This is a genomic window from Geotalea uraniireducens Rf4 (genome assembly GCF_000016745.1).
Lineage (GTDB): Bacteria > Desulfobacterota > Desulfuromonadia > Geobacterales > Geobacteraceae > Geotalea > Geotalea uraniireducens.
This window is the reverse complement of sequence record NC_009483.1, coordinates 4,742,494-4,768,011: the sequence shown is the minus strand read 5'-3', so window position 1 is coordinate 4,768,011 and position 25,518 is coordinate 4,742,494. Positions and strand designations below refer to the sequence as shown.

The 25,518-nt window shown below is 57.2% G+C and carries 26 protein-coding genes; 20 read left to right on the top strand and 6 right to left on the bottom strand.

The window, feature by feature from the left end; all coding sequences use genetic code 11:
• Positions 1–105: 105 nt before the first annotated feature.
• The 20 genes from flhA (at position 106) to GURA_RS20810 (ending at position 17,675) form a co-directional block, all read left to right on the top strand.
• Complete coding sequence (gene flhA / locus GURA_RS20905) at positions 106–2,190, top strand: flagellar biosynthesis protein FlhA (RefSeq protein ID WP_011940890.1); 2,085 nt, start codon at positions 106–108, stop codon at positions 2,188–2,190.
• Positions 2,180–3,523 (top strand): flagellar biosynthesis protein FlhF, encoded by a 1,344-nt coding sequence (gene flhF / locus GURA_RS20900; RefSeq protein ID WP_011940889.1) that lies wholly within the window; start codon positions 2,180–2,182, stop codon positions 3,521–3,523. The genes flhA and flhF overlap by 11 nt, the downstream gene beginning before the upstream one ends.
• Positions 3,520–4,452 (top strand): MinD/ParA family protein, encoded by a 933-nt coding sequence (locus GURA_RS20895; RefSeq protein ID WP_011940888.1) that lies wholly within the window; start codon positions 3,520–3,522, stop codon positions 4,450–4,452. The genes flhF and GURA_RS20895 overlap by 4 nt, the downstream gene beginning before the upstream one ends.
• A complete protein-coding gene (locus tag GURA_RS20890; protein ID WP_011940887.1) occupies positions 4,449–5,204 on the top strand; it encodes a FliA/WhiG family RNA polymerase sigma factor in 756 nt (251 codons plus the stop codon). The genes GURA_RS20895 and GURA_RS20890 overlap by 4 nt, the downstream gene beginning before the upstream one ends.
• A gap of 34 nt (positions 5,205–5,238) precedes the next feature.
• A complete protein-coding gene (gene flgF, locus GURA_RS20885; protein WP_011940886.1) occupies positions 5,239–5,973 on the top strand; it encodes a flagellar basal-body rod protein FlgF in 735 nt (244 codons plus the stop codon).
• 151 nt (positions 5,974–6,124) lie between these two features.
• Positions 6,125–6,913, top strand: a complete 789-nt coding sequence (gene flgG / locus GURA_RS20880; RefSeq protein WP_011940885.1) for a flagellar basal-body rod protein FlgG — start codon at positions 6,125–6,127, stop codon at positions 6,911–6,913.
• Positions 6,914–6,938: 25 nt separating this feature from the next.
• Positions 6,939–7,655 carry a flagellar basal body P-ring formation chaperone FlgA gene (flgA, locus tag GURA_RS20875; protein WP_011940884.1) on the top strand — a complete coding sequence of 239 codons (717 nt, stop codon included), beginning with the start codon at positions 6,939–6,941 and terminating at the stop codon, positions 7,653–7,655.
• 9 nt (positions 7,656–7,664) lie between these two features.
• Positions 7,665–8,354: a flagellar basal body L-ring protein FlgH gene (locus GURA_RS20870; RefSeq protein ID WP_011940883.1), complete on the top strand. Its 690-nt coding sequence runs from the start codon at positions 7,665–7,667 to the stop codon at positions 8,352–8,354.
• 85 nt (positions 8,355–8,439) lie between these two features.
• Positions 8,440–9,546, top strand: a complete 1,107-nt coding sequence (locus GURA_RS20865) for a flagellar basal body P-ring protein FlgI (RefSeq protein ID WP_011940882.1) — start codon at positions 8,440–8,442, stop codon at positions 9,544–9,546.
• A 98-nt stretch (positions 9,547–9,644) separates the two neighbouring features.
• Positions 9,645–10,007, top strand: a complete 363-nt coding sequence (locus tag GURA_RS20860; protein WP_011940881.1) for a rod-binding protein — start codon at positions 9,645–9,647, stop codon at positions 10,005–10,007.
• Between the two features lie 30 nt (positions 10,008–10,037).
• Positions 10,038–10,331, top strand: a complete 294-nt coding sequence (locus GURA_RS20855) for a flagellar biosynthesis anti-sigma factor FlgM (RefSeq protein WP_011940880.1) — start codon at positions 10,038–10,040, stop codon at positions 10,329–10,331.
• A 13-nt stretch (positions 10,332–10,344) separates the two neighbouring features.
• A complete protein-coding gene (locus GURA_RS20850) occupies positions 10,345–10,842 on the top strand; it encodes a flagellar protein FlgN (RefSeq protein ID WP_011940879.1) in 498 nt (165 codons plus the stop codon).
• Between the two features lies 1 nt (position 10,843).
• Positions 10,844–12,280 carry a flagellar hook-associated protein FlgK gene (gene flgK / locus GURA_RS20845; RefSeq protein WP_011940878.1) on the top strand — a complete coding sequence of 479 codons (1,437 nt, stop codon included), beginning with the start codon at positions 10,844–10,846 and terminating at the stop codon, positions 12,278–12,280.
• 49 nt (positions 12,281–12,329) lie between these two features.
• A complete protein-coding gene (gene flgL / locus GURA_RS20840) occupies positions 12,330–13,226 on the top strand; it encodes a flagellar hook-associated protein FlgL (RefSeq protein ID WP_011940877.1) in 897 nt (298 codons plus the stop codon).
• A gap of 32 nt (positions 13,227–13,258) precedes the next feature.
• The gene (gene csrA, locus GURA_RS20835) at positions 13,259–13,498 is read left to right on the top strand and encodes a carbon storage regulator CsrA (protein ID WP_011940876.1); all 240 of its coding nucleotides are present in this window, start codon (positions 13,259–13,261) and stop codon (positions 13,496–13,498) included.
• A 5-nt stretch (positions 13,499–13,503) separates the two neighbouring features.
• Positions 13,504–13,995 carry a flagellar assembly protein FliW gene (locus GURA_RS20830; RefSeq protein WP_011940875.1) on the top strand — a complete coding sequence of 164 codons (492 nt, stop codon included), beginning with the start codon at positions 13,504–13,506 and terminating at the stop codon, positions 13,993–13,995.
• Between the two features lie 281 nt (positions 13,996–14,276).
• Positions 14,277–15,107, top strand: a complete 831-nt coding sequence (locus GURA_RS20825; RefSeq protein ID WP_011940874.1) for a flagellin N-terminal helical domain-containing protein — start codon at positions 14,277–14,279, stop codon at positions 15,105–15,107.
• A gap of 210 nt (positions 15,108–15,317) precedes the next feature.
• Positions 15,318–16,739: a flagellar filament capping protein FliD gene (gene fliD / locus GURA_RS20820; protein WP_011940873.1), complete on the top strand. Its 1,422-nt coding sequence runs from the start codon at positions 15,318–15,320 to the stop codon at positions 16,737–16,739.
• An 86-nt stretch (positions 16,740–16,825) separates the two neighbouring features.
• Positions 16,826–17,245, top strand: coding sequence for a flagellar export chaperone FliS (gene fliS, locus GURA_RS20815; protein ID WP_011940872.1), 420 nt, complete (start codon positions 16,826–16,828; stop codon positions 17,243–17,245).
• A 4-nt stretch (positions 17,246–17,249) separates the two neighbouring features.
• Entirely contained in the window at positions 17,250–17,675 is a 426-nt protein-coding gene (locus tag GURA_RS20810) for a hypothetical protein (protein WP_011940871.1), read from the top strand.
• Positions 17,676–18,096: 421 nt separating this feature from the next.
• On the opposite strand, the gene GURA_RS20805 is transcribed toward GURA_RS20810, so the two are convergent.
• From GURA_RS20805 to neuB, 6 genes are read right to left on the bottom strand one after another with little or no spacing between them, the layout of a single operon-like run.
• Positions 18,097–20,622 (bottom strand): 6-hydroxymethylpterin diphosphokinase MptE-like protein, encoded by a 2,526-nt coding sequence (locus tag GURA_RS20805; protein WP_011940870.1) that lies wholly within the window; start codon positions 20,620–20,622, stop codon positions 18,097–18,099.
• A 21-nt stretch (positions 20,623–20,643) separates the two neighbouring features.
• Positions 20,644–22,032, bottom strand: coding sequence for a B12-binding domain-containing radical SAM protein (locus GURA_RS20800; protein WP_011940869.1), 1,389 nt, complete (start codon positions 22,030–22,032; stop codon positions 20,644–20,646).
• A 25-nt stretch (positions 22,033–22,057) separates the two neighbouring features.
• A complete protein-coding gene (locus GURA_RS20795) occupies positions 22,058–22,747 on the bottom strand; it encodes an acylneuraminate cytidylyltransferase family protein (protein ID WP_011940868.1) in 690 nt (229 codons plus the stop codon).
• Positions 22,737–23,792 carry a nucleotidyltransferase family protein gene (locus tag GURA_RS20790; protein WP_011940867.1) on the bottom strand — a complete coding sequence of 352 codons (1,056 nt, stop codon included), beginning with the start codon at positions 23,790–23,792 and terminating at the stop codon, positions 22,737–22,739. The genes GURA_RS20795 and GURA_RS20790 overlap by 11 nt, the downstream gene beginning before the upstream one ends.
• Positions 23,789–24,427, bottom strand: coding sequence for an acetyltransferase (locus GURA_RS20785; protein WP_011940866.1), 639 nt, complete (start codon positions 24,425–24,427; stop codon positions 23,789–23,791). The genes GURA_RS20790 and GURA_RS20785 overlap by 4 nt, the downstream gene beginning before the upstream one ends.
• On the bottom strand, positions 24,424–25,515 hold the full coding sequence (neuB, locus tag GURA_RS20780; RefSeq protein ID WP_011940865.1) for an N-acetylneuraminate synthase: 1,092 nt from the start codon (positions 25,513–25,515) through the stop codon (positions 24,424–24,426). The genes GURA_RS20785 and neuB overlap by 4 nt, the downstream gene beginning before the upstream one ends.
• Positions 25,516–25,518: the final 3 nt, after the last annotated feature.

Here is a 25,518-nt window from a genome sequence, read left to right as displayed (position 1 = left end):
GCGGATTTTCGCCGCTTCATAGCTTAAAGAGAGGTCGCTGGCACACCGGTTGCACAAAGATGCATGAAGTTTTAAACCCGTTGATTTTACGAAGGAAAAGTTTGTATGGCCAATCCGGCAGCGGAAGTTATCGATGTTCAACCGTTCAGGAATAATTCCGACATTTACATGGCGGTGGCATTAATCGGCATTCTTGCCCTGATGATCATCCCCCTGCCGGCTTTTTTCCTCGATATCTTTCTCGCTGCGAATATCACCATCTCCCTGGTCATACTGCTGGTCAGCCTCTATACCATCCAGGCCCTCGATTTCTCGGTTTTTCCTTCCATACTCCTGATCACGACGCTGTTTCGCCTGGCGCTCAATATCGCCTCCACCCGCCTCATCCTTTTGCACGGCAGCGAGGGGGCAGAAGCGGCCGGGGCGGTCATCAAGGCGTTCGGCCTGTTTGTGGTGGGGGGCAATTATGTGGTCGGAGCGGTCATCTTTCTCATCCTCGTCATCATCAATTTCGTCGTCATCACCAAGGGCGCCGGGCGGGTGGCGGAGGTTGCCGCCCGATTCACCCTTGATGCAATGCCCGGCAAACAGATGGCCATTGACGCCGATCTTTCGAGCGGCCTCATCAACGACAAAGAGGCGAAGGCCCGCCGGACGAAGGTTTCCCGCGAAGCGGATTTTTACGGCTCCATGGACGGCGCGAGCAAGTTCGTCAGGGGGGATGCGGTTGCCGGCATTCTCATCATGCTCGTCAATATCGTCGGCGGCTTCGTCATCGGCGTCTGGCAGCAGGGGATGGAGCTTTCCGCCGCCCTGAGCAACTATACCCTTTTGACCGTCGGCGAGGGGCTGGTGGCGCAGATTCCGGCGCTTATCATCTCCACGGCCGCGGGCATCATCGTTACCCGTTCAGCCGACGAGAAGAATTTCGGCCATGAAATATCCGGCCAGTTGCTCAATTATCCGAAAGCATTTTACGTCGCTTCCGGCGTACTGTTCGCCTTTGCCCTCATTCCCGGCCTGCCCCATTTCGCCTTTTTCCTCCTTTCGGGAGTGTCGTTTCTATTGGGGCGCATGGCGCGGGAGAAAAAGGAAGTGCTTGAGGATGAGGCCGCAGGCGTCGTTGCCCAGGAGGCGGAAGAGGGTGACCAGAGTACTTCCATCAGGCCTCTCGACATGCTGGAGCTGGAGGTCGGTTACGGTCTGGTGCCGATGGTGGACGCGTCGCAGAACGGGGAGCTCCTCGACCGGATCAGATCGATTCGCAAGCAATATGCCCAGCGGATGGGCTTCATCGTCCCCCCCATTCACATCCACGACAATCTGCAGTTGAAACCGTATGAATACAACATCCTCATCAACGGGGCCAAGGTGAGCGGGGGCGAGTTGAACGGGCAGTACCTGGCGATGGATGCGGGGAACGCTACCGGCGCCCTGGACGGGTCACGGACCACGGAGCCCGTATTCGGCCTCCCCGCGATCTGGATCAAGGGGCAAGACAGGGAGCGGGCGCAGTTATTCGGTTACACGGTGGTGGACAACACCACCATCCTGGCTACCCATATCAGCGAAATCATCAAGAAGCATGCCCATGAACTGGTCGGCCGCCAGGAGCTCCAGCAGCTACTGGACAGCCTCTCATCGACCCTCCCCAAAGTGGTGGAGGAATTGGTGCCCTCCCTGCTCAGTCTCGGAACGGTCCTCCGGGTGGTCAAGAATCTCCTCAAGGAAAATGTCTCGATCCGCGACCTCCGTTCGATCCTTGAAACCCTTGCCGATTACGGCGGGGTCACCAAGGACCCGGAAACGCTTACGGAATTTGTCCGCCAGAGCCTGGGGCGCTACATCGTCGAGCAGTACAAGCGGGAAGACGATACCTTGTGCATTCTTACACTCGATCGCGAAGTGGAGGAGACCATAGCCGATGCAGTGCAGATGTCCGAACAGGGGAGCTATCTTGCCATTGAGCCGAATACGGCCCAGAGCATCATTCTGGGCATCCGCAAGTCTGCCGAGAAATTTGACCAGACGGGGACCGCGCCGGTGCTTATCGCTTCGCCCGGTGTCAGGCGCCATATGAAAAAGCTTACCGAACGCTTTATGCCGAATCTCGCTGTTATTTCCCACAACGAGATTCCTCCCAGTATAAAAATCCAATCTATAGGGGTGGTAAGTCTCAATGCTAGTTAAAACATTTCAAGCGGCTGATATGTCGGAGGCCTTGAAGATGGTTAAGGCCGAAATGGGTTTGGACGCCATGATCCTTTCTTCAAAAAAGGAACGGCGCAAAGGCATCATGGGGCTCTTTTCCAAGCCTTACTTTGCGGTGACTGCGGCTTTGGAGCAGAAGGCGCCGTCACGCCCGAACCCGTACCGGGAGAGGGCAGAGCGGGAACTCAGCACGAAGGAGGAGTTTCAGAACTCCATGCTGGCTCCCCTGGCCCGGGAACTGAGGGAACTGAAGGAACGGGTCGAGACGCTTGCCAGGAAGGATGCGGAGAAAAGTGCCCCCCCTGTTTTCCGGATGGAAAAGCCGGCAGAAGAGGTGAGGACGTTTCAACCGGAGAAGGAGTCCACTCCCAGAACCTTTGCCAAGGAGGAGATGGAGGAGATCAAGAAGCTGCTGTTGAACGCGGTTGCCGCCCGTGAGCAGAAAGCATCCAAACCGGTCGCCTTTCCCGAAGTGAACGCTCCGGAAACTTCTGTCAAAAATCTGTCAGATGATTTTGACCTGTCTGAGGAGGCGCTGGAGTTGCTTGCAAAGGAACTTCGCTCGGAAGAGGTGGGGGCAGACGGGATTCATTCCCTCCTTGAGCTGATCAGGCCTGCGGCCGAGCTGGGCGAAGAGATCGAGGCGCTCAGGGAGCGGCTGGTCGATGCCTTTGCCAACGTCATCAAATGTTCCGGTCCCCTTCGCCTGAAGAAGAACGGGGCGCGGATCATGGCCATCGTCGGCCCGACCGGCGTGGGCAAGACCACCACCATCGCCAAGCTGGCCGCCATGTATGCCCTCAACAGGGGTGCACGGGTAGCCATGGTGACCACCGACAACTTCAGGGTGGGGGCCATCGAGCAGCTCAAGACCTATTCGAAAATTATGGATGTGCCGCTGGAGGTGGCGGCAACGGCAAAGGAGCTGGAAACTGTCCTGGCAAAGCATGCGGACAAGGACCTGATTCTCATCGACACGGCCGGGAGAAGTCCCAAGGATCGGGAGAAACTGGAAGAATTGAAGGTCTACCTGGAATCGCACCCCGCCATCGAAACCTACCTCTGCATTTCCGCCACCACCAGGGACAGGGAAATGAACGACATCGTGGCCAATTTCAGTGTCCTTCCCATTACCCGGCTCTTGTTCACCAAGCTGGACGAAAGCGAAAGCTACGGCTGCATCGTCAATGCGCAGGTGCGCAACAAATATCCCCTTTCTTATTTTACCACCGGCCAGAAGGTGCCGGAGGATATCGAAGTGGCGACTGCGCGGAAATTGGCAAACCTGGTTCTGCGGGAGAGCGAAAGATGACCTCGACGAAATGCCGGGACCAGGCTGATACCCTGCGGCAGCTGGCCGGTTCTGTCAACATGACCCGACGTGATGCCGGCCTGTACGCGGGCAGGATAAACTCGCGCAACGATATTCGTGTGATTTCCGTCACCAGCGGCAAGGGGGGGGTCGGCAAGAGTAACGTGGTGGTCAATCTGGCCGTGACACTGGCCAATATGGGTAAAAAGGTCCTGGTGATCGATGCGGACCTGGGTATCGGCAACATCGACATACTGCTCGGCCTGCGACCACAATTTACCATGAACCATGTCCTTTCGGGAGAAAAGCGGCTCGATGAGATCATCATTACCGCCCCGGGAGGCATCAAGGTGGTTCCCGCAGGTCTGGGGGTACAGGAGTACACAAGCCTCGGCACACCCGAGCGCCTTAGATTGCTGGATGAGCTGGATCGCCTGGAAGAGAATTTTGATGTCTTCATTATCGATACCGAAGCGGGCATCTCGGAAAACGTTACCTATTTCAATGTCGCTGCCCGTGAAATCCTGGTGGTCGTTTCCCCCGAACCTACCTCCATCACGGACGTCTATGCCCTTATCAAGCTGTTGTCAACCCGTTACGGTGAACGGCATTTCAAGGTCCTGGTCAACATGGCCAGAGACCAGAAAGAAGCGATCAACGTCTTTGAAAAGCTTTTCAATGTCTCAGATCGCTTCCTCAATATTTCTTTGGATTACATGGGGTGCGTGTTGCGCGATGACCTTGTCGGGGAGTCTGTCAGGCAGCAGAAGCCGGTCTGCCAGCTCTATCCCAACGCAAAAGCATCACGCTGCTTCACTGCCCTGGCACGGAAGATTATGGCAAGCGGCGGCGAAAACAGACTGAAGGGAAACATTCAGTTTTTCTCCCGGAAAAATTTCCCGACCGCCGCAGGATTGGAGAGTATATGAATTGTCTTCTTAAGGCTTATGAACAAGAGGCCCAGCGCGCCGTGATTCCCGACAGGGATGAACTGGTTGTTTCCCATCTTCCCCTGGTTAAATTCCTTGTGGACAGGATAGCGTCGGCACTTCCTCCCCATCTGGACCGGGACGACCTGCGGAGCGCTGCCGTCATCGGGCTGATCTCTGCGGCGGAGCGCTTTGATCCTTCGCGGGGGGTTATGTTCAAGACGTTTGCCGAGCAGCGGATCAGGGGGACCATAATGGATGAGCTCCGTTCACAGGACTGGCTTACCCGCTCCCTCCGGGACAAATTCAAAAGGCTCGAACGGGAATTTTCATGCCTGGAGCAGCGCCTCGGCAGAAATCCCACGAGCGAAGAGGTCGCTGCCGCCATGGGGCTGGAGCTGGAGGGATATTTCCACCTTCTCGAGGAGATCCATTTTCTCTCCTTTGTGAGCCTCGATGATGCCTGGATGGATGAAGACGGCAGCCCGTTGGGTCTTCTGGACGTACTGGAGGACAAGGGTGTCGAGAGCCCCCAGAATCAGCTCATAGCGCGGCAAACGGTTGAAAATCTGGCGGAGGCGATTGACGGTCTGCCGGAAAAGGAGCGCATCGTCATAACTCTCTATTACTATGAAGAGTTGAATCTGAAGGAGATCGGCTCCGTATTGAGCCTGACCGAATCCCGGATTTCACAGTTGCACAGTCAGGCGCTTCTCCGCCTGCGCGGCAGGATGAAGCTCCATAAGCCTTGAGTATCAAACCTGAAACAGTTAAGAGGAGTCCCTTATGAACAGCGGTTTGTATGCGGCGCTTTCCGGCAGCCTTGCGGCAATGCAGCGGCTGGAAGTCATATCGAACAACCTGGCCAACGCCAACACTCCCGGCTTTAAAGGCGACCGCCTCCAGTTCGAGAGCGTGCTGGCCAATACAAAAAACCCGACCCTGACGGCGGGGAACTTGACGGATTTGCCGGTTTTCAGCGGCGAGAAGTTTTTCACCAACTATTCAGCGGGACCGCTCAAGCAGACCGGCAATACGTTGGATGTGGCGCTGGACGGCGATGGTTTTTTCGTGGTGAACACCCCCCAGGGAAAGGCGTATACCAGGCAGGGGAGTTTTCAGAGAGATGCCTCCGGTAAGCTCGTGACGGGCGACGGTTATGAGGTCCAGGGGCGCGGGCCGATCACCATTACCGGCGGCAGAGTGGATATAAACGGCAAGGGAGGGGTTCTTGTGGATGGCGTATCCGTGGGGACCCTGGAGGTCGTTGATTTCCCCAAGCCGTATGCGCTGGAGAAGATCGGCAACGGCCTGTTTATCCCGGCTGATCCCCAGGTTGCGCCACAAGCCGTTACCACTGCGTCGGTAAAGCAGGGATTCCTTGAGGATTCGAATGTCAATGTCGTCACGGAAATGGCGCGGATGATAGAAACGAGCCGATATTTCGACTCCTGCCAGAAGGTGATACGGAGTTACGACGACGTCGCGGCAAAGGCGGCCAACGAGCTGGGAAAACTGTAGACGGTTCTAAGTTCTAAGATTTAGCTTTTGAACTTCGAACTTCGAACTTCGAACTTCGAACTTCGAACTTCGAACTTTGAACTTTGAACTTTGAACTTTGAACCTGGAACGTAGAACATAGAACATAGAACGATCTTAAAGGGGGTAAGAAATGATAAGGGCATTATGGACTGCTGCATCAGGTATGCAGGCTCAACAACTCAACATCGATGTGGTAGCCAACAATCTCGCCAACGTCAATACAACCGGCTTTAAGAAAAGCCGTGCCGATTTCCAGGATCTCATGTACCAGAACCTGAAGACCAGTGGTGCTCCGTCCACAAACGCCACCCAGATACCGACCGGCATCCAGGTGGGACTTGGCTCCAAGGCTGCCGCGGTCAGCAAGATCTTTACCGCCGGCAACATCACCCAGACCGGCAACGAGATGGACCTGGCCATCGAGGGGGAGGGGTTCTTCCAGATCCAGATGCCGGACGGTTCCACCAATTATTCCCGGGCCGGTTCTTTCAAAAAAGACAGCCAGGGGCGGATGGTGAACTCCGACGGGTATCCGCTCCTCCCCGAGGTGATAATTCCGAACAACGCCACCAAGATCACCGTGGGGAATGACGGAACCGTATCCGTGATGCAGTCGGGGCAGAACACGCCGACCAGCGTCGGCACCATCCAGCTAGCAACCTTCTCCAATCCCGCAGGCCTCTCAAGCCTCGGACATAATCTCTATCAGCCGACAGATTCTTCGGGGGCCGCTACAACCGGCACATCCGGTCAAAACGGTATCGGCACCCTCAGCCAGGGATTCCTGGAGATGAGCAACGTGAGCGTCATGGAAGAAATGGTCAACATGATCGTCGGTCAGAGGGCCTACGAGATAAACTCCAAGGCTGTGCAGGCAGCGGATGAGATGCTCCAGACGGCCAACAACCTGAGACGATAGCGAAGAGTGAAGATCGGGGAAGCCGATGAAATGTATTTTACAGACAGGAATGCTGCTGGTGCTGGCGCTGGCATTCATCGCCTCCGCCGGCGCGGCGGGACAGATAGTGGTGAAGGAGGCGGACATCCGTCGGGTATTGGACGACCATCTCCGGCAAAAGAGCGAGAACCTGGGGTTGGATGTCAGCGTCAAAAAGATCGGCTACAGCGGAGACATGGCCCTTCCTGCCGGCACGATCAGTTATGAGGTGGTGGCCCCGGACCGTTGGGAAGGATGGGGAAATGCCAACCTTGCACTCATCGTCAGGGTCAACGACCGGGTCGAACGGAACATTTCCGTCAAGGTCGAGGTTGAAGCGCTGGCGGATGTGGTAGTGGCGGTGCGTCCCCTGGAGCGGGGCGAGGTCATCGGAAACGGTGACATCGCTGTGCAGAAGAGGGACCTGGCGAAGATGCAGGGAAAGACCTGTCGCACCGCAGAAGAGGCAGTAGGAAAAAGGGTGCGAACGGCAATCCGGGGCAATAACCCGATCCGGGCCGATTACCTGGAGAAAATTTCATTGGTCAAGAGCGGTCAACTGGTTACCATCGTCGTCGAGAACGACGCACTGCGTATAACCGCCGCCGGCAGGGCAAGAAACTCGGGGGCGGAAGGGGATACGGTCATGGTGCAGAATCTCGCTTCACAGAAGGAGGTTGCCGCCCGCGTGGTCGATGCCACAACCGTCAAGGTGGATTTTTAGGCGAAGAATATGAAAACCATAACATGCATAAAAATGATGTCGCTCCCCGTCTTGCTGCTCCTCGCCGCCTGTTCGATCCGGACGGCCGAGGTGAGGACACCGGCATTCGACGAACAGTTGCAGCCGTCGCGGCCGAACTATGCCAACGGCTCCATCTGGCAGGATTCCTCCAGCGGTTTTGCCGATGATTTCAAGGCACGCAAGCGCGGTGACACCGTAACGGTGGTGATCAATGAGCAGTCGAGCGCCAGCAAGCAGGCGACCACCGGTACTACGCGCGGCAGCAGCATATCTGCCGGTATTCCCAATCTGCTGGGGCTTGAGACAAACGTGACCGGGATAAAAAACTGGATGGATCTGAATAAGCTGATCAGCGCCAGTTTTGATTCAAAGTTCGACGGCAGCGGGAAAACGACCAGGCAAGAGAACCTGAATGCAACCATTACCGCCAAGGTGGTTGATGTGCTTGGCAACGGCAACCTCCTCATCGAAGGAAAGCGCAACGTCAAGGTCAACAATGAGGATCAGGTCATTGTCCTGACCGGCACGGTCCGGCCCCGGGACATAAGTTCCGATAACGTGGTCAACTCAATCTATGTCGCCGATGCGAGGATCAACTACAGCGGCAAGGGGATCATCAGCGACAGGCAGAAACCGGGCTGGCTGATGGGGTTATTCGACACCATCTGGCCGTTTTGAATGGCGGTCGATGGTTTGAAGGCGGTCGGTGGTCGGTGGTCGGTGGTCGGAAGGGTGAAGGGTGAAGGGTGAAGGGTGAAGGGTGATGAATAGTATTTTTCGAAAAATAGTTTTTGCTGCGTTTCTGCTCCTGGCCCTCCCGCAGTTTGCCCTGGCGGTTCGCATCAAGGATATTGCCGCGTTCGACGGGGTGCGGGAGAACCAGCTCATCGGTTACGGGCTCGTCGTCGGCCTGAACGGCACCGGCGACAGCGACCAGACCAAGTTTCCGGTCCAGTCCCTGGTGAACACCCTGGAACGGATGGGGATAACGATCAATCGTGCCGACATCACCGTCAAAAACGTGGCTGCCGTGATGGTGACGGCGGCGCTTCCGCCGTTTGCCAAGCAGGGGAACAGTCTCGACGTGCTCGTTTCATCGGTTGGAGACTCCAAGAGTCTGGCAGGCGGAACGCTCCTGATGACACCGTTGAAAGGTGCCGACAGCCAAATCTATGCGGTGGCACAGGGAGGGGTGCTTACCAACTCTTTCTCCTATGGCGGCCAGGCGGCATCGGTGCAGAAGAATCATCCGACCGCCGGCCGGGTGCCGGGCGGAGCCCTTGTCGAGCGGGAGCTCCCCAATGTACTGGCTGGTCGAAGCCAGCTGAGGCTGAATCTTCACCAGCCGGACTTCACTACAGCGTCACGGGTGGCGGCGGTCATCAACAATAAATTCAAGATGACGGTGGCGTCCCTGACCGATCCCGGTTCCGTGCAACTCGCCATTCCCGATGACTATCAGGGAAAAACGGTGGAGTTCGTGGCGGCGCTGGAGCGGCTTGAGGTGACCCCGGATGTCATGGCCAGGGTGGTCCTCAATGAACGGACCGGCACGATAGTCATCGGCGAGAACGTGCGTATCTCCACGGTGGCGGTTTCCCACGGCAACCTCACCCTCTACGTCAAGGAAACGCCGCGGGTTTCCCAGCCCGCACCGTTTAGCAGCACGGGCGAAACAAAAGTGGTGCCGCGTACATCGATCAAGGTAACCGAGGACCGGGGCAGCCTGGCGATTTTGCAGCAGGGTGCGAACATCGGCGACGTGGTACGGGCGCTCAATGCCCTGGGCGTAACCCCCCGCGACCTGATCGGCATCATGCAGGCGATCAAGGCGGCGGGTGCGCTGAATGCCGAATTGATGGTCATTTAGGGCGGTCGGCAGACGGCAGACGGCAGACGGCAGACGGCAGACGGTGGTCGGTGGTCGGTGGTCGGTGGTCGGTGGTCGGTGGTCGGTGGGGGAATTATATGGATGTTAGCACAACGCCGGTGACGGCCATGCCTGTTGAGGATGTGAAATTACGGCAATCGCTAAAGTTTCAGCCGCAATCTGCCGAAAAGGAGAAGGCGGCTGCCAAAAAAGTGGCCCGCGAGTTTGAAGTCATGTTTGTCGGCATGATGCTCAAGTCCATGCGGGAAACGGTCGGCAAGGACAAACTGACCGGGGGGGGGCATGGTGAAGAAGTTTACCAGTCTCTTCTGGATCAGGAATATGCAAAGGGTGTTGTCGACAGCGGCGGCGTGGGGTTGGCCCGGATGATCGAAAAGCAACTGGTACGGCAGGACAAAAAAGTTGAACCTGAAAATGGCGGTTTAAAAAATGTTTACTGACCCCGGCGACAGCGGGGAAAAGGTGACGAAGTGAAAGTCGATAATAAGTTTTTACTGTCCAGGGCAAATGTACGTACTGCTGAAACCCTTGAGAACGCCGGTGTGGCGGGCCGACAGAAGGAGAGCGATCAAAAGGCCGGGCCATTGGACAAATTCACCCCCAAAGGCGGGATCGAAAGGCTGAAAAAGATGGCGGCCGAGCTGCCCGAGTACAGGGACGAGAAAATTGCCTCCCTGAAACAGCAGGTCAGCCTCGGGACATATGGGGTGGATGCCGGTCTTGTTGCGGAAAAGATGCTGAGTATTGTCGGCATGACGAAGTAAACGGAGGATGGCAATGGCGGACAGTATTCCTGAACTCATAATGGCCCTTTCTGAAAAGGGAAGCATGATGGACGAGCTCCTCAAGCTGCTCGAAGAAGAGCATCGCCTTATCGTCAAATTGGATACGGCGAACCTCGAAACGCAGATGGGGAAAACAAGGGAGCTCTTCGTCCGCTTGGAAAGATCCGGTAACCTCAGCCGGCAACTGATGAAACAACTGGCCGCGGAACTCGGCCTTCCGGAAGCGGCCGGCCTTTCCCCCCTGCTGCCGAAGGTTGCTTTGCCGCACAGGAAAACTTTGATGGAGCTGCAACGAAAGCTTCTGGAGACGGGCGCCGCACTTGACCATCTGATGGCGTTCAACAGGGAGCTTCTCTATGGCGCTTTGCGCACGGTAAACCGTTCACTGGAATTTTTCGGTCACCTGTTCAGCCGCAGCACCACTTACGGCAAGGCGGGACAGATGCTGGGGGCGGCACCGCACGCCAGGATTATCTGCAAGGAGATCTGAGATGAGTATCAACAGCCTGTTGGAAACCGGAAGAACGGCGCTCAATGCCCAGAAGCTGGCGCTGGAGGTGACCGGTGAAAACATCACCAATGTAAACACCACCGGCTATTCCCGGCAGACAACAATTTTAGAGACCGCGCCCACCACCCTCGAACGTGGTTTCCCGCTCGGCAGCGGGGTCAAGGTGGCGGCCGTGCAACGCTCGTACGACGGGTTTCTCCAGACGCAGATCATGGGGCAGAACGCCACATACGGTCAGGGAAAGACCTCGAACTCGGCGCTGCAAAGGGTCCAGCAACTGTTCAACGAATTTACCACGGATGGCCTCGGCGTGTCGCTCCAGAACTTTTTCAAGTCCTGGCAGGACCTGACCGTAAACCCCCAGGGGGCGCCGGAGCGGCAGGCGGTTTTGTCGCAGGGGCAACAGCTTGTCGACAACTTCCACCGGATAAACTCCAATCTGAACGATGTCAAAAGCGACATGAACAAGTCGCTGGAAGGCCAGGTCTCCGATATCAACGACACATTGAACCAGATTGCAACGCTCAACTTGCAGATCAAGCAGATCGAGGTCCAGAGCGGCCCGGCGAACGAGATGCGGGACAAGCGGGACCTCCTCCTCCGGCAACTGTCGCAGAAGGTGGGGATCAGTTTTGTCGAGCAGCCCGACGGCATGGTCGATGTCAGCCTCACTTCCGGCCAATCGCTCGTTGTCGGAAAAGATGCCGCCGCACTTTCGCTCCTACCGAACGCCGCAAACTCCGGATTCTACGATATCCTGTTAACGCCGCCGGGAGGCGGCCCAGCGGTAAATGCAACAGCCTTCATCGGCGGTCCGGGCAACACCCAGGGAGAGATAGGGGGGGCACTCCTGGTGCGTGATACGATGGTGAACAATTATCTCTCCGAGCTGGACGAGCTCGCCTCTACGCTGGCCAGCGAAGTGAACGGGCTCCATTCGGCAGGCTACGGCCTCACCGCGGCCTCAACCGGCCTCGATTTCTTCGCCCCCCCCGCGGCTGTGGCCGGATACAGCGGCCAGGGGGGGATAGGGGTCAACATCGCTGCGATCAGCGATGTTGCAGCAGCCGATGCGGACCCGACGGTCAACGGAACCGGCAACAACAAGAACGCCCAGAGCATTGCGAGCGTTTACGACAAGTTCCTCGCCATGTCCGCGGGAAACGTGACACTGGAAGGGTTTTACGACTCACTGGTCGGCAAGGTCGGCGTCGATGTGCAGAACGCCGGACGGGCGGAAAGCCAGAGCGACGGGATACTCAAGCAACTCAACAACATGCGCGAGTCGGCTTCAGGCGTTTCGCTGGATGAAGAGCTCGCCAACCTGATCAAGTACCAGAAGGCTTACGAAGGGGCGGCAAAGTTGATCAATGTCGGCAGTGAAATGCTGGATACCGTGATCAATCTCGTAAAATAGTTTATCGGGCGGAAACGGGTTTCCCGTGTTCCGGGTTAAGGAGCAATTCATGCGCGTGACACAGAATACCACGGCCAACCTGGTGCTGAACAACCTCCAGGTGATACGGGAACGGCAGGAGCAACTGCAGCAGCAATCATCCACCGGCGCAAAAATAAGCGCGCCGGGGGATGACCCGGTAAATACCCAGCAGATCCTCCATCTGAAGTCGCTGACCGCTGCCGGCGAACAGTATGCGCGGAACATCACCAACGGAACTTCTCTGCTCACCATGGCCGATTCCGCCATGGCCGGGATGGGGGACGTACTTTCCAGAGCCAAGGAGCTTGCCGTTGCCATGTCCAGCGACACCAACAACGCCGACTCTAGGACTGCCGCCGTAAACGAGCTGCAGCAGTTGAAGGGACAGATCATAACCCTCGGCAATACCCAGCTCAACGGCAAGTATATCTTCGGCGGCTTCAAGAACGACACCCCCCCCTTCGATGCCGCCGGCAACTTCACCGGCACAAATGACGACATAAATATCGAAATCGAGCGGGGAACTTTCCTGCCGGTCAACTATGCCGGCGACAAGCTGGTCAACGGCGGGACGCCGGCGGGGAGCAGCGGGACCGACATCATCAAAATCTTTGACAACCTGGTAACCGCCCTCAACGCCGGCAGCACGTCTGCGGTCCAGGCGGAGCTGCCGAACCTGGACAGCGCCATGAGCCAGGTCCTCGCTGCCCGTTCCGACGTGGGGGCCAGGATGAACCGCCTCGACGGGTCGAGCCAGGTCAACGACAACACGAAGCTAAGCCTTACCAAGATACTTTCCAACATCCAGGACGTGGACTACATGCAGGTCATAAGCGACCTTTCCAAACAGCAGACCGCCTACCAGGCGGCCATTGCGGCGTCAGCCAAAATTTCCCAGGTCACCCTGCTCGATTATCTCAGATAGAGTTTTTATCGGGCGCCAAGGAGGGCGCGACTATGCTGGTTCTGACCAGAAAAATCGGGGAAGCCGTTACCATCGGCGATCAGATACGGATCATGGTGGTGGAGGTGAAGGGCAACCAGGTGCGCCTCGGCATAGAGGCACCCCAGGACATGCGCATCTACCGGGAAGAGATCTATCTGCAGGTGCAGGAGGAAAACAGGCATGCCGCCGACTGGAATCTGACCGACCTTGAAAATGCCGTGAGTTTGCTCGGCAGTGGCGATAAGGAGTGAGCGTCGTGAAAGTGACCACCACACGTTTCGGTGAACTGGATATTGAAGAAGGCAAGGTCATTCACATGCCCGAGGGTATGCTCGGCTTTGTCGAAAAACGTTTCATTCTCCTCACGCCGGAGAACCTCGGGCCGTTTTGCTGGCTACAGGCCGTGGACAACCCTGACCTGGCATTTGTCGTTGCCGACGCCAAGAACTGCGCTCCCGGCTACACGTTTGCCCTCACTGCGGAAGAGTGCAGGGCGCTGGAACTCAGCGAGCGATCGGAGGCGATCTTTCTCCTGGTCGTCACCATGGCCCCTGAGCCCGGAGACATCACGGTGAACCTCCGGGGTCCGATCGTCCTCAACCCGGAGCGGCTCATTGCCAGGCAGATCGTTATCGAAGGGGAAAAGTACACGACCCGTCACCCGTTTTTCGAAACCTCTGAGAAAAAACAGTCCGGCCTGCAGCGCCTGGAAAGGCAGCCGGAGAAAAGCGTCCCGCCGGCCGGATGACATGATCTCTGTGTGAAGAAGCATCTGTGAAGCCTCCCAGCACTTACCGGGAGGCTTTTTACGTCAGATAAATATTTTTTGACATTTTTTTCTAAAGTTTCTGCCGGCGCCTCCGATAAATGAACTAACGGTCAGGATTAACCGGAAGGGAGTCCGGAATAATGGAAGGAAGGAGGCCGTCAAGCCGCGGCAGGGCCAAGCGGCAACATGTCACGATCCTGGCTGAACAGTCAATCACAGGGTAAGGAAACCCGAAAACAAACTCACGGAGGAATAAAACCATGGCACTTACAGTAAACACCAACATCGCATCCCTTAACGCACAGCGTAACCTGAGCATCACCCAGGTCTCCCTCAACAAGTCCCTGCAGAGACTGTCTTCAGGCCTTCGTATCAACAGCGCCGCTGACGACGCAGCCGGCCTGGCCATCTCCGAGGGGATGAAAGCTCAGATCCGCTCGATGAACCAGGCAGTCCGCAACGCCAACGACGGCGTGTCGCTGGTGCAGGTCGCTGAGGGCGCCCTCAACGAGGTCAGCAACGTCCTTGGCCGTATGCGTGAGCTCACCACTCAGGCGGCTACCAACACCCTCACCGCTACCCAGCGTTCGTACGTCAACGGTGAGTACCTCCAGCTGAAGTCGGAGATCACCCGTATCGCCAACGCGACGGACTTCAACGGCACCAAGCTTCTGCAGTCCGCCAAATCTGTCGCCATCCAGGTCGGTACCGGCAGCAAGGCTTATGACAGGATTGGGATCAAGCTTGCGATCATGAGCGCGGGCGCAGGCGGTCTGGCTCTTACCTCCATCGGGGGCGCCAGCGGTGGTGTTAAAGCACAGGCCGAGCTTGCCGTCATCGACAAGGCGATCAACTCGGTATCGAAACAGCGCGCAAGCCTCGGCGCCATCCAGAACCGTCTCCAGTCGACCATCAACAACCTCCAGGTTGCATCGGAGAACACCTCGGCCGCACAGTCCCGTATCGCAGATGCAGACGTCGCCGCTGAGACCGCAAACATGACTAGGGCGAACATCCTGGTCCAGGCAGGCACCGCCATCCTGGCCCAAGCCAACCAGGCACCGCAGGCCGCACTCTCGCTGTTGAGATAACCGGCAGCTTCGCGGTTAAGTAATGCGGGGAGAGGCTTAAAGCCTCTCCCCTTTTTTGCGAAACGGCTCAAGTTATCCATGATGTTGTCGATATATTAGGTAGTAGCATGACTTCCTTCTTGGCGCTCTGAGTGCTTAACTCGCATGATGATCTCATTGCAATCTAAACTGGCACCCTAATTGCTAAAGATGGATAGGGGGTAACGCATTATGTCATCTATATCATTTGGTGGCCTGGCGACAGGGCTTGACACCGCGAAGATTATCACCCAGCTGATGAGCCTGGAGCGCATTCCACAGCAGCTCCTGCAGGCTCAGCAACAGAAGAACAGCAGCAAGATCAGTCGCTACCAGAGCATCGGAGATGCCCTCACGAGCCTGCAGTCCATTGTCAAGGGGCTCAACACGGTAACGAACTTCAGTGTGTTGCAGTCGACCGTGGCCGACAGCTCCGTTACCACGGCCACCGCGACCAGTTCTGCCACCCCCGGCACCCACACCGTTCAGGTGGTTTCCCTCGCCAAGAGCCAGCGGCAGGTCTCCACGGGAGTGGCAAGTGACACCTCGCTTACCTTCAGCACCGGGAATTTCACAGTTTCCGACGGCACCACAACCACCACAGTCAACATCACTGAGGGACAAAACTCACTGCAAGGAATTGCTTCGGCCATCAATTCATCAGGTGCCAACGTCTCTGCTTCGATCATAAACGACGGCACGAATTACCGGCTGGTCGTTACCGGCAAGGATACCAAGAACTATACACTTGACTTCAGCGGCTTGGCGACTCCTCCCGTCGGGGGAACCGGTGCGCTGACCCCCACGCTCCTCGGCGTGGGAGACCCCACCTATCAGGCCGGCACCGACACGCAGCTTGTTGTGGACGGCGTCACTATGACCAAGACTTCCAACACGGTGACCGACGCCATACAGGGTGTCACTCTGAAGCTGCTGAAAGAAGGGGCGACTACTACCGTGACGGTGGCAAACGACACCGAAGCTGTCACCAAAAAGATCAACGATTTTGTCGCGGGTTATAACAGGGCGATAACGCTGGTGAATGCGGAATCGGCTTATAACACGGACACTAAGAGCGCCGGGGTGCTCTCCGGCGACTCCACGCTGCGGACCATCCAGGGGCAGCTCCGGTCGTTGTTGACTGCCACGGTATCCGGGGCAACCGGCTCCATAACGAGCCTTGCGGCTCTCGGGATCAACTCCGATTCGAAGACGGGACTCCTGTCGGTTGATGCAACGAAGCTTTCCAAGGCATTGGATGACAATTACACCGATGTCGTGGATTATTTCACCCATAACGGATCCTCAATGGCCACTTTGCCGGCCAACCAGTATGGCATTGCACAGCAGTTTAACCTGGTGCTGGACACCATGGTGCACCCGTACATTGCCGACGGCGTAACGGGCAACGGGAGCCTTGAGGTGAGAAAGAAGGGGTTGGCCAAAACCAACGCCGACATCGACAAGCAGATCAGCCGTATGGAGGACCGGGTTTTACAGATGCAGAGCAATCTGCAGCGTCAGTTCAGTGCCATGGAGTTGATGGTCAGTAACTTGCAAAGCCAGGGGACCATGCTCATCAACAGCCTCAACGCGTCATTAAACAACAATTAAACCAGTAGAAGGGGCGCTGCTTGCACTGCCGGTTTGGCGTGCAAGCAGCCCTCTTCGACTGCTCAGGTTAACAACAGGAGGGAACGATGGCTAACCCCTACACCCAGTATCAGACCATGCAAGTAGGTTCGGCGAGTCCCGAAAAAATTCTCATCATGTTGTACGAAGGGGCCATCAATTTTACCAGGATAGCCGCCGATCGGATGAGAAATAATGACATCGCTGGAAAAGGGAAATACATCGGCAAGGCACTGGCGATCGTCACCGAACTTATGAACACGCTGAACCACGACGTGGGAGGCGAGATCGCCATCAACCTTGAGCGGTTATACATGTATTTGATCAGCGAGTTCACCGAGGCCAATCTGAACAATTCGGCTGCCTCTCTGGAGAACGCCATAAATGTGCTTACCATCCTGAAGGACGGCTGGAATGATGCCATCCTGCAAGCGAGGAAAGAAAGAGCCGCAGGGCAAGCAGATACCTATTTGCTGGCAGCAGGGTAATTCCATGGGGCGCGAAGCTATTGAGACTTTGATCAGCAGGTGGAAAGAGCAGTATCAGCTCCTGCTGGCCGAGGCTGAGGACCTCCTGCGAAATGTGGACATCTGGGGACCAGAAGCCTTTGAGGGCGCAATAGCCCGACGCCAAGGAAACATTGAAGAACTCTTCGACATTGACACCTGCCTTGTCAAATATTTGAAAGACGCGGGGATGGAGACTATCAGGGATTCCCGGCTGGACGAATTCAGGACTTTCAAGGAGACCGCAACAAATAGGATTCTGGAACTTGACTCGCTGTCCATCGCTTTGGCCGGGGAACGGCTAGCCCATCTTCAGAGTGAAATAGCAGCCGGTGCGCGTGGGAAAACGGCTATTGTCAGCTATGAGAGTAGCGGACGGGGATCACGACAGAACTGGAACGACATCGCGTAGGCCCTTCAGCTCCAAGAGATTCTCAATTACCCTCGTTTGACCCCATCAGTAGATTTTTTACCTTACCTGTCCACACGGCGGCATGCCTGACATCGATTCCAGCCAGGATGTCTTGGGCTTGCTGCCGTCTCGCAACATGATCCTTTGCTGGAACCATCCCCTATCTCAGTAAGACCAGCAGCGCTCGCCCCTTCAGGTGCAGCGCCAGTTGCGGTCGCGCCGATAAAGATGCCTTGATGCCTCTTGTGTGACATGCCTATTTGTGTTTGTAGGGAAATCGGGGGGAAGACTAGGTGTGTGACGACGAGGTACTTCGGTCCTCTGTCGCTACATGTGACGACAGAGGACCAATGACTAATGCTCTTGCGGCCTTGCTCACTCAGCCGGAGAGCTCCAACCGGAGCCGGTCCGGGCGGTATAATCAGTTCATCATGCTGGTGCAGTGCCCGGCGAGGTTTAATTCGGCAAGAAAGGTTTTGGCCGCGCTGATGTCAGGATTATTGACCAGGACCCTCTGGAAAAGTTCCACGGCGGTCTCGCCAAGCCCCGCCTCCTTGCAGAAGATCCCTAGTTTCATCATTACGCTGACATCATCAGGGGCCAGCGCCAAGTAGCGGTTGTAAGCATCGAAGGACTCTTCGTACCTGCCGATAGCTTTGAGCAGGTCTGCGTAGGCTGGAAGGTACGCAGGGGACAGGCCTACCAGACATTCCACAGCGAGAACGGCATTGTCGATATCCTTTGCGGAGATGGAAAGGGTAGCGATCTGCTTTAGGGCGTCCTCCGTGGCTGCATGGGGCAGGTCGACAACCAAATGATGGTAATGTTCCAGGGCCACGTCGAGCTTTCCCTGAAGTTCCGCAATGAACCCCTGTACAAGATCAAGGTAGCCGGACGCCTTTTCCCCCTCCTGGTGAGTTGCCAACCCCTTTGCCAGAATCTCCAATTCAGCTTCTTCGCCGCGCCTGAAGAGCAGCCGTGCTTTTCTAAGAACCGATGAGATGTCGTGGGTTTTCTGGATGGATGCCAACTGGGAGGTTTGTTCTTCAGCCAGAATCTTCTCGAAGCTCACTTCCAATTGATCTGCTTGGTCCCGTTCGCTTTCGGTCATGAGATTCAGCCAGTCGGGGTGGTGGCGCTTCCAGCCCAGCACCCTGCCAGGCTGGCCGTCTTTCTCCCATTGCTGGAAAAGACGCGCAAAGTCAGGATGAGGCACTTCCTCTTCAATCCGGGAATCGATCCTTTGCAACATGCTGTCCATGATGCCTATCAGGTATTTTGTGCTTACCTCGTAAGTCTCGTAATAATTGCGCGTCGTGCTCTCTATCTGTTCGTCGGTCCAGTCGTCTGCGAGCTCAGGGGCCTTGGCAATCTCCACGAGCCCCTTGATGCCAAATACCTTGACCATGTACGAATACTTACGGTAGCTGTTGTCGAGCTTCCGCTCTATCTTGTCCATCCTGATTTTGTGGCGGAAATCAGCCTTCTTCCCATTGCGGCCGAAGAGACCGTCGCAGCAGTCGATAGCTTCCTCCACCAGGCTAAGGATCTCCTGAAACTTGCGCCGGGCGGTCTCGATCTCCTTTTTTATCCGTCGGTAGTGCCAAAGCCTGGCCTTGGAAGTTTCTTTCGGAATGAGCGCCTGTATGGTGTCGCCGATGGGTTGCTCCAAGGGGGGGAGCTGAAACTCTTCAATGGCACGATATTCTACCCCTGATACCTTGGCCGCCCCGAGGGCACAGTTATAGAGCTTGCACCCTTTTTCGGATGCGGTTGCCGCCGCATGGGACATCATCGGGATGGCAATCTGGAAGGCTTGGATGGTTTCCGCCTGCCAGCCGCCGTAGGTCTCGACTTTTTCGCTTACGTGCCCAAGCTTGGGGCCGATCTTGCTTTCATTGCTTCCCTCGGCGTGGGTATGTCCTTCCCGCGAATGGCAAAGATCAACCCCAGCCAGGATGATGGTCGAAAACCCCATGTGGATCGCCATGGAAATCGAGGTGTTTCCTACTGTCGGGCCGGTGTAGGCAAGGTTGTCCTTGTTTAACGCGGACTCCCACGGAAGGAAGGGGCCAGCGAACAGATGCCTGCCTTGCCACTGTCCGAGCAGAAGCGGCGTGACGTGGAAGAAGTTCAGAAACACGGCCTCGTCTGCGAAATGGAACATCTCTTTACTTACGTCGAAGCTGACCTTATGGGGGTCAACTGAGATGATGATGTGAGGGGCTACTCCCGCCTCGATAAGTTGACGGCAGACACGCGAGACCGCAATGATGACGAGCCGGTCGCGGTTAGCCTTGACCCAAGGCAGCGCCTCCTTGAGGGACGGGCCGCCGGCAAGGATGATGGCGGTTTTCCCCTCAAAGGCGTCCAGGAAATATTCGGAGAAATGGAGCCGGTTTTCGGCGAGATTCTCGAACTGCCTGAAGGTGAAAACGGAATCACCCAGCGAAACCCATACATGGTAAAACAGTTCCTGCAGCTTGAGGTTTATGTTCCAGGCCCATTCCAGATACTCCGTGCGGTGGGCGTCGGCGGCGCCGACCGATTCGTGAAAGAGGAGCGCATTGAGGTAGAGGTAATTTTCAAGGTTGAATTCCGTAGCGCGGCTTAGCCACTCTTCCGGCGACACGATTGCTATTGTGGAGGGGAGGTCGTCAAGGCACCCTTCCGCCCGCAATGCGGCCACGACGCCATCCAGTTCGACGAAAATGTAGCGGGAACCTGCCGGGATCCCTTTCTCAAGGACGTGCTTTATCAGTAACCCTGAATCTGTTCCCAGGACGATGTTGAGCTTATATTCCGCGAAAAGCTTTTCCCCATAGGTGTTTTCGTAAAGGGTCTCCGAACCAAGATCGTTGAAGGCGTTCCGGTTGACAGAGTAAAGATAGCGGTCGCCGAAGGAATTGGTGAGGAAAGGTTCGATAGTCTCTTCAAGGTGGTTCATAGCTGCCTCGTGTCTGTGAATTCAACTCTGTCTGAAACCCCTGAACGAGCTGTCCCTCTCCATGTAGAGCGTTCTTGCCTGTTCGATGGTTGAGGTCCGCTTCCTGGTGAAGTAGTTGTCGAGAAGGACCGAGTTGGCCTCGAAAAGGGCCGCGTGGAATTCCTCGTCGGAGAGCTCCGTGAAATTGACGGCGAGGAGGTCCGAGTTCAGGTGCTTGTTGGCGTAGAAATCCTCGCAGTCCCCGACGAGCCCCTTCTCGATAGCGTGGTAGTAGAGCGGCGCGCCGGGGTAGGGGGTGACGGGGCGGATGGTCCTCATCTGAGCGCCGTCGTCGTACTTCAGCAGGAAGTCGACCCCTTTCCGCAGCGATTCCCTGGACTCGCCGATATTGCCGAAGATGATGTTGAAACCGGGACTGATGCCCACTGCGAGGGTCGCCTCGATTCCCCGGACGATCTGGCTTGTGGTGAGGGCCTTGTTCATGTTTTTCAGAATAACGTCGTCGAAGGCCTCGATGCCGTAGTTGATGAATACGCAGCCGGCACGCTTCATCAGGGCCAAAAGCTCGGGTTTGGCGTAGTTGAGCCGGCCGTTGCAGTCCCACTTTATATCCAGGTTTTCACGGATGAAATCCTCGCAGAGCGCCGTCACCCTGGCTTCGGACGACATGAGGAGCTCGTCGGAAAAGGCGATGTAGGTGATGCCGTAGTTGCGTTTCAGCATCCTGATCTCTTCGATGATGCTCGCGTTGCTCCGCGGGCGGAACCCTTCGTCCAGCCGGTAGCAGAAGTTGCAGGTAAAGGGGCATCCTCTGCCGGAGAGGACCGGCATGACGAAGTCGGCGTTGCCGGCGTGGGGCATCCGCAGGAGCCGGTAATATTCGATGGGGAAGAGGTCGTAGGCCGGGAAGGGGATGGTGTCGATATCCGCGATCAGCGGGCGGCGCTCGTTGATCGCGATCCGGTCCCCGTCCCGGTAGGCGATCCCCTTGATGCCGGCAAATGGGGCATGGTTGCCGACGGCGCGCAAAAGCTCGACGATGGTCTCTTCGCCTTCGCCGATGACGGTGACGTCCGCGCCGGTCTTTTTCATGAAGAATTCCGGCTCGGGAGAGGGGCCGTGCCCTCCGATGACGTAGAGGGGGCGTCGTTTCGCCCGGTTGATCGCTGCTGAAACGGCGAGGGCCTTCTTGTACTGGTAGTAGCCGGAGATGAAGCTGAAACCCACCATGTCGTACGGGTTGGCGTCAAGAAAGGCGGTCAGGTGTTCGTCGGGATAGTGGTGCAGGTCCTGGTTGTAGATGGCGACCTCGTGCCCTTCGTTCCTGAGCACGCTCGCGATATAGGCCAGCCCCTGGGGAAACCAGTGGATGTATGAATCGTTGTCGTAAACTACAAGCAGAATGCGCATGGCGTGTCTCCAGTCATTGGTTACTTTAAGCCTTGGTGCCCACCAGGAACTCGCAGAAGGCGAGATCCTGTTCCGTATCGATGTCGACGGCATGTTCCCTGCTCATGATGCAGCCTAGCGTATCCGCGGTTAGGAACGTCCTGTTTTCAAACAGCCAGTTTGTTTCCGCCACATAGACGGCCCCGTTCAAGGCATAGACCTTCGGCAGGTCCTGGCGCCGGGAAAACCCTTCAGGGGGGGGGAGCAGGGGGGTCATTCTCGTTTCTTCGTCAAGGGCGTACATCCAGAAAGGGTTCTTGTCGGGTTGCGTGACCGAAACGCAGGAGGGAGCTCCGCTTTCGGCGCACATCTCGATGCAGCGGTCGATGTCGTCGGCGGTGCGAAACGGCGAGGTCGGCTGCAGGAGAACCACGTAGTCGTAACCGGGGAGCATCTTCAGGGCGTGGATGACCGGCTCGATCCCCGGAGTGTCGTCCCGGGCGAGCTCCGCAGGCCTGACGAAGGGTGCTTCGCATCCGGCTTCCCGGGCGACCTCGATGATCTCCGCATCATCGGAAGAGATGATGAGCCGGTCGATATACCGCGACCCTCTGGCCGCTTCGATACTCCAGGCGAGGAGCGCCTTCCCCGCAAGGGGACGGATGTTTTTCCGCGGCACCCCCTTGGAGCCCCCCCTGGCGGGAATTACGGCAAGGATCTTTTTGTCATTTACCATTGAACACCTTTGGATATTCGATGTCGGCCCTCTCGAAGTCGTCCATGCGGCCGATGTCGAGCCAGTATTCATGGATGGGGAAGACGGCGGTTTCCTCTTTCCTGTTGATGAGCTCCCTGAAGACGTTGGGCATGTCCAGGTAATGGTTGCGGGGAATCAGTTCCAGGGCTTTCGGACTGAGAACGTAGATGCCTGCATTGACGAAGAACCGCTGCACCGGTTTTTCCTCGATGTTCATGAGGCGGTGCTTGTTGAGTTGCACGACGCCATAGGGGATGTGGTGATCATACTCCCGCACGCACATGGTGGCCAGCACCCGGTGTTCGTTATGGAAGTCGAGAAGCTGCTGGAAGTTAACCCTGGTCAGGAGGTCTCCGTTCATGACCAGCACCGGCTGCGTCGGAGTTTCCGGCAGGAGGCCCAGGGGGCCGGCGGTGCCGAGCTGCTTCTCCTCGTGGAGGTAGTCGATTTTCACCCCCCACCGTGAGCCGTCCTGGAAATGGTGCTTGATCATTTCCGCCCGGTAATTGACGGCAATGTAAAAGCGACGGAAACCGTGCTCGACGAAGCTTTCCATGATCGTTTCAAGGATCGGCTTGCTGCCGACCTTGAGGAGCGGCTTGGGGCAGTCGTTGGTCAGGGGGCGGAGCCGGCTGCCAAGACCTCCGGCCATGAGGACGACGATGTTTTCCCGTTCGCAGGGCTGGATCAGGTTGTTGAAAAGTTCCAGTCCGGCGACGATCCCCTGTCCGTCAACGATGGGAATCTGCCGGATTTTGGTCGCCCGCATGATGGCGAGAATGCTCTCGCGGCTGTCGTTAAGGTCGGCTGCAATGGGGTTGGTGTTCATCACCTGCCGGACAGGGTTGTCGAGCTGGAGCCCCTTGAGGATGGCCCGTCGGACGTCGCCATCGGTGAGCGTACCTATCAGCTTGTGGTTTTCATCGACCACCAGCGCTATCTGGAGCGTGCTGTCGTCGATGATACGAATCGCTTCGATGATCGGCGTTTCAGGCGATACGAGGATGCTTTCCCAATTATTCATTTTCGTGCCTCACGTGCGGGGACCCCGTAGACCGTGACCCCTCCTGGAACGTCGCGCAGGACGACCGACCCTGCGCCGACGACGCTTTTTCCGGAAATATGTACTCCCTGGATCACTGTTGCACCGGTGCCGATGTGTACGTCGTCGTCCACCCGGACGTCCCCGGAAAGGGTGACTCCCGGCGCGATGTGGACGCCTGCGCCGATGCGGCAGTCGTGATCGACGGCGGCGCGTGTGTTGACGATGGAATTCATGCCGATGCTCGCTCCCGCCTGGATGACGGCCCCTGCCATGATCTGTGCCCCTTCCGCCAGTTCCGCGTCCGAAGCAATGACCGCCGAGGGGTGCACGACAGTGGCAAACCGGTAGCCGTGGGCCTTGAACGCCGCGAAGAGTTCCACCCTTTTTGCCGTCGAGGCCACCGAACCGATGCCGTTCACGAGCTCAATCTCGTTGGTCCGAAAGTCAAAAACCTTTTCGTCCGTGCCGATGACCAGTACCCCCATGACGGTTTCTCCGATCCTTGCCGGATCGGCATCGACGATTCCCGCCACCTGGCGGGACGCCGAGCGCAGGGCCTCCAGAAGCACCCGTGCGTGGCCGCCGGCGCCCAGTATCACGACCGGCAGGCTCATGGGAGTATCACCTCATCGCGTTCAAAATTCATTGACGCCCTCTTGCCGAGGACGTCCCAATAGAGAAAGGGGGACATGCCGTTGCCCGGACGCTTCACGGCCACGTTTTTCCCGGTGAAAAAGTCCCCCGTGCGGATCGGTTCCGCCGCTACGAGGCTCTTGCGCGCGACGGACATGTTCTTCGACTCGGACATGGTCGGCGCCTTGAGACGGCTGCCCAGGGCCAGCTCCACCTGACGTATGGCCTTAACCATCTCGGTCAGCTCGCCCGGCTCCAGCGATGCCTTGTGGTCCGGCCCCGGCAGGTCGCGTCCAAGTGTGAAATGCTTTTCGATCACCATTGCTCCCCGGGCCGCGGCGGCGATGGGAACGGCAACGCCGGTGGTGTGGTCGGAAAAGCCGACCGGCAGTCCGAAGGCGTCTTGCAGCGTGTCCATGGCGCGCAGGTTCACCTCGTCAAAGGGGGCCGGGTATTCGGTGGTGCAGTGGAGGAGCACCATGTTCCGCTCCAACGCTTCCTGCCCTGCGGCGGAACCGTAAGCCTCCCGGAAAGCTGCGGGCGAAGGCGCCGCATCTTTCCGGGCAGCGTAGCCGAAAGCAAGGACGCCGAGGGCTGCCTCCACCTCGCCCAGGGTGCTCATGCCGGTGGAGAGGATGACCGGTTTGCCTGTGCGCGCCGCCCGCAAAAGCAGCGGGGCGTTGGTGATCTCCCCCGACGGGAGCTTCAGGCGGGGGAGGTCGAAGGTCCGCGCCAGCATCTCCAGACTGTCGAAGTCGAACGGGGTGGAGAGAAACTGTATCCCCTTTACATGGCAATGCTCGATGAGTACGCGGTGCGCCTCCTCGTCGAGCTCAAGCTTCCTGATCATGTCGAACTGGGACTCGGCGGCGTCCGTCGTCATCGTCTGGTAGCCAGCCTTGGGGGCGTTGCGGCTGACGAGCTTCTCCGCCTTGAATGTCTGGAATTTGACAGCGTCCGCGCCTGCGTTTGCGGCGGCTTCCACAAGTTCCTTGGCCATCTTCAGCGAACCGTTGTGGTTCACGCCGGCCTCGGCAATTATGTAGGTATGTTTTCTTTGTGTTCCCATCGG

Coding starts and splice junctions, on each gene's coding strand:
- GURA_RS20825 (WP_011940874.1), top strand. CDS start 14,277: ATGGCACTTACAGTAAACACCAACATCGCATCCCTTAACGCACAGCGT.
- flgA (WP_011940884.1), top strand. CDS start 6,939: ATGAAATGTATTTTACAGACAGGAATGCTGCTGGTGCTGGCGCTGGCA.
- fliS (WP_011940872.1), top strand. CDS start 16,826: ATGGCTAACCCCTACACCCAGTATCAGACCATGCAAGTAGGTTCGGCG.
- csrA (WP_011940876.1), top strand. CDS start 13,259: ATGCTGGTTCTGACCAGAAAAATCGGGGAAGCCGTTACCATCGGCGAT.
- neuB (WP_011940865.1), bottom strand. CDS start 25,515: ATGGGAACACAAAGAAAACATACCTACATAATTGCCGAGGCCGGCGTG.
- GURA_RS20865 (WP_011940882.1), top strand. CDS start 8,440: ATGAATAGTATTTTTCGAAAAATAGTTTTTGCTGCGTTTCTGCTCCTG.
- GURA_RS20870 (WP_011940883.1), top strand. CDS start 7,665: ATGAAAACCATAACATGCATAAAAATGATGTCGCTCCCCGTCTTGCTG.
- GURA_RS20890 (WP_011940887.1), top strand. CDS start 4,449: ATGAATTGTCTTCTTAAGGCTTATGAACAAGAGGCCCAGCGCGCCGTG.
- GURA_RS20895 (WP_011940888.1), top strand. CDS start 3,520: ATGACCTCGACGAAATGCCGGGACCAGGCTGATACCCTGCGGCAGCTG.
- flgG (WP_011940885.1), top strand. CDS start 6,125: ATGATAAGGGCATTATGGACTGCTGCATCAGGTATGCAGGCTCAACAA.
- flgF (WP_011940886.1), top strand. CDS start 5,239: ATGAACAGCGGTTTGTATGCGGCGCTTTCCGGCAGCCTTGCGGCAATG.
- flgK (WP_011940878.1), top strand. CDS start 10,844: ATGAGTATCAACAGCCTGTTGGAAACCGGAAGAACGGCGCTCAATGCC.
- GURA_RS20795 (WP_011940868.1), bottom strand. CDS start 22,747: ATGGTAAATGACAAAAAGATCCTTGCCGTAATTCCCGCCAGGGGGGGC.
- GURA_RS20850 (WP_011940879.1), top strand. CDS start 10,345: ATGGCGGACAGTATTCCTGAACTCATAATGGCCCTTTCTGAAAAGGGA.
- GURA_RS20805 (WP_011940870.1), bottom strand. CDS start 20,622: ATGAACCACCTTGAAGAGACTATCGAACCTTTCCTCACCAATTCCTTC.
- GURA_RS20800 (WP_011940869.1), bottom strand. CDS start 22,032: ATGCGCATTCTGCTTGTAGTTTACGACAACGATTCATACATCCACTGG.
- GURA_RS20785 (WP_011940866.1), bottom strand. CDS start 24,427: ATGAGCCTGCCGGTCGTGATACTGGGCGCCGGCGGCCACGCACGGGTG.
- GURA_RS20790 (WP_011940867.1), bottom strand. CDS start 23,792: ATGAATAATTGGGAAAGCATCCTCGTATCGCCTGAAACGCCGATCATC.
- flgL (WP_011940877.1), top strand. CDS start 12,330: ATGCGCGTGACACAGAATACCACGGCCAACCTGGTGCTGAACAACCTC.
- flhF (WP_011940889.1), top strand. CDS start 2,180: ATGCTAGTTAAAACATTTCAAGCGGCTGATATGTCGGAGGCCTTGAAG.
- flhA (WP_011940890.1), top strand. CDS start 106: ATGGCCAATCCGGCAGCGGAAGTTATCGATGTTCAACCGTTCAGGAAT.
- fliD (WP_011940873.1), top strand. CDS start 15,318: ATGTCATCTATATCATTTGGTGGCCTGGCGACAGGGCTTGACACCGCG.
- GURA_RS20860 (WP_011940881.1), top strand. CDS start 9,645: ATGGATGTTAGCACAACGCCGGTGACGGCCATGCCTGTTGAGGATGTG.
- GURA_RS20810 (WP_011940871.1), top strand. CDS start 17,250: ATGGGGCGCGAAGCTATTGAGACTTTGATCAGCAGGTGGAAAGAGCAG.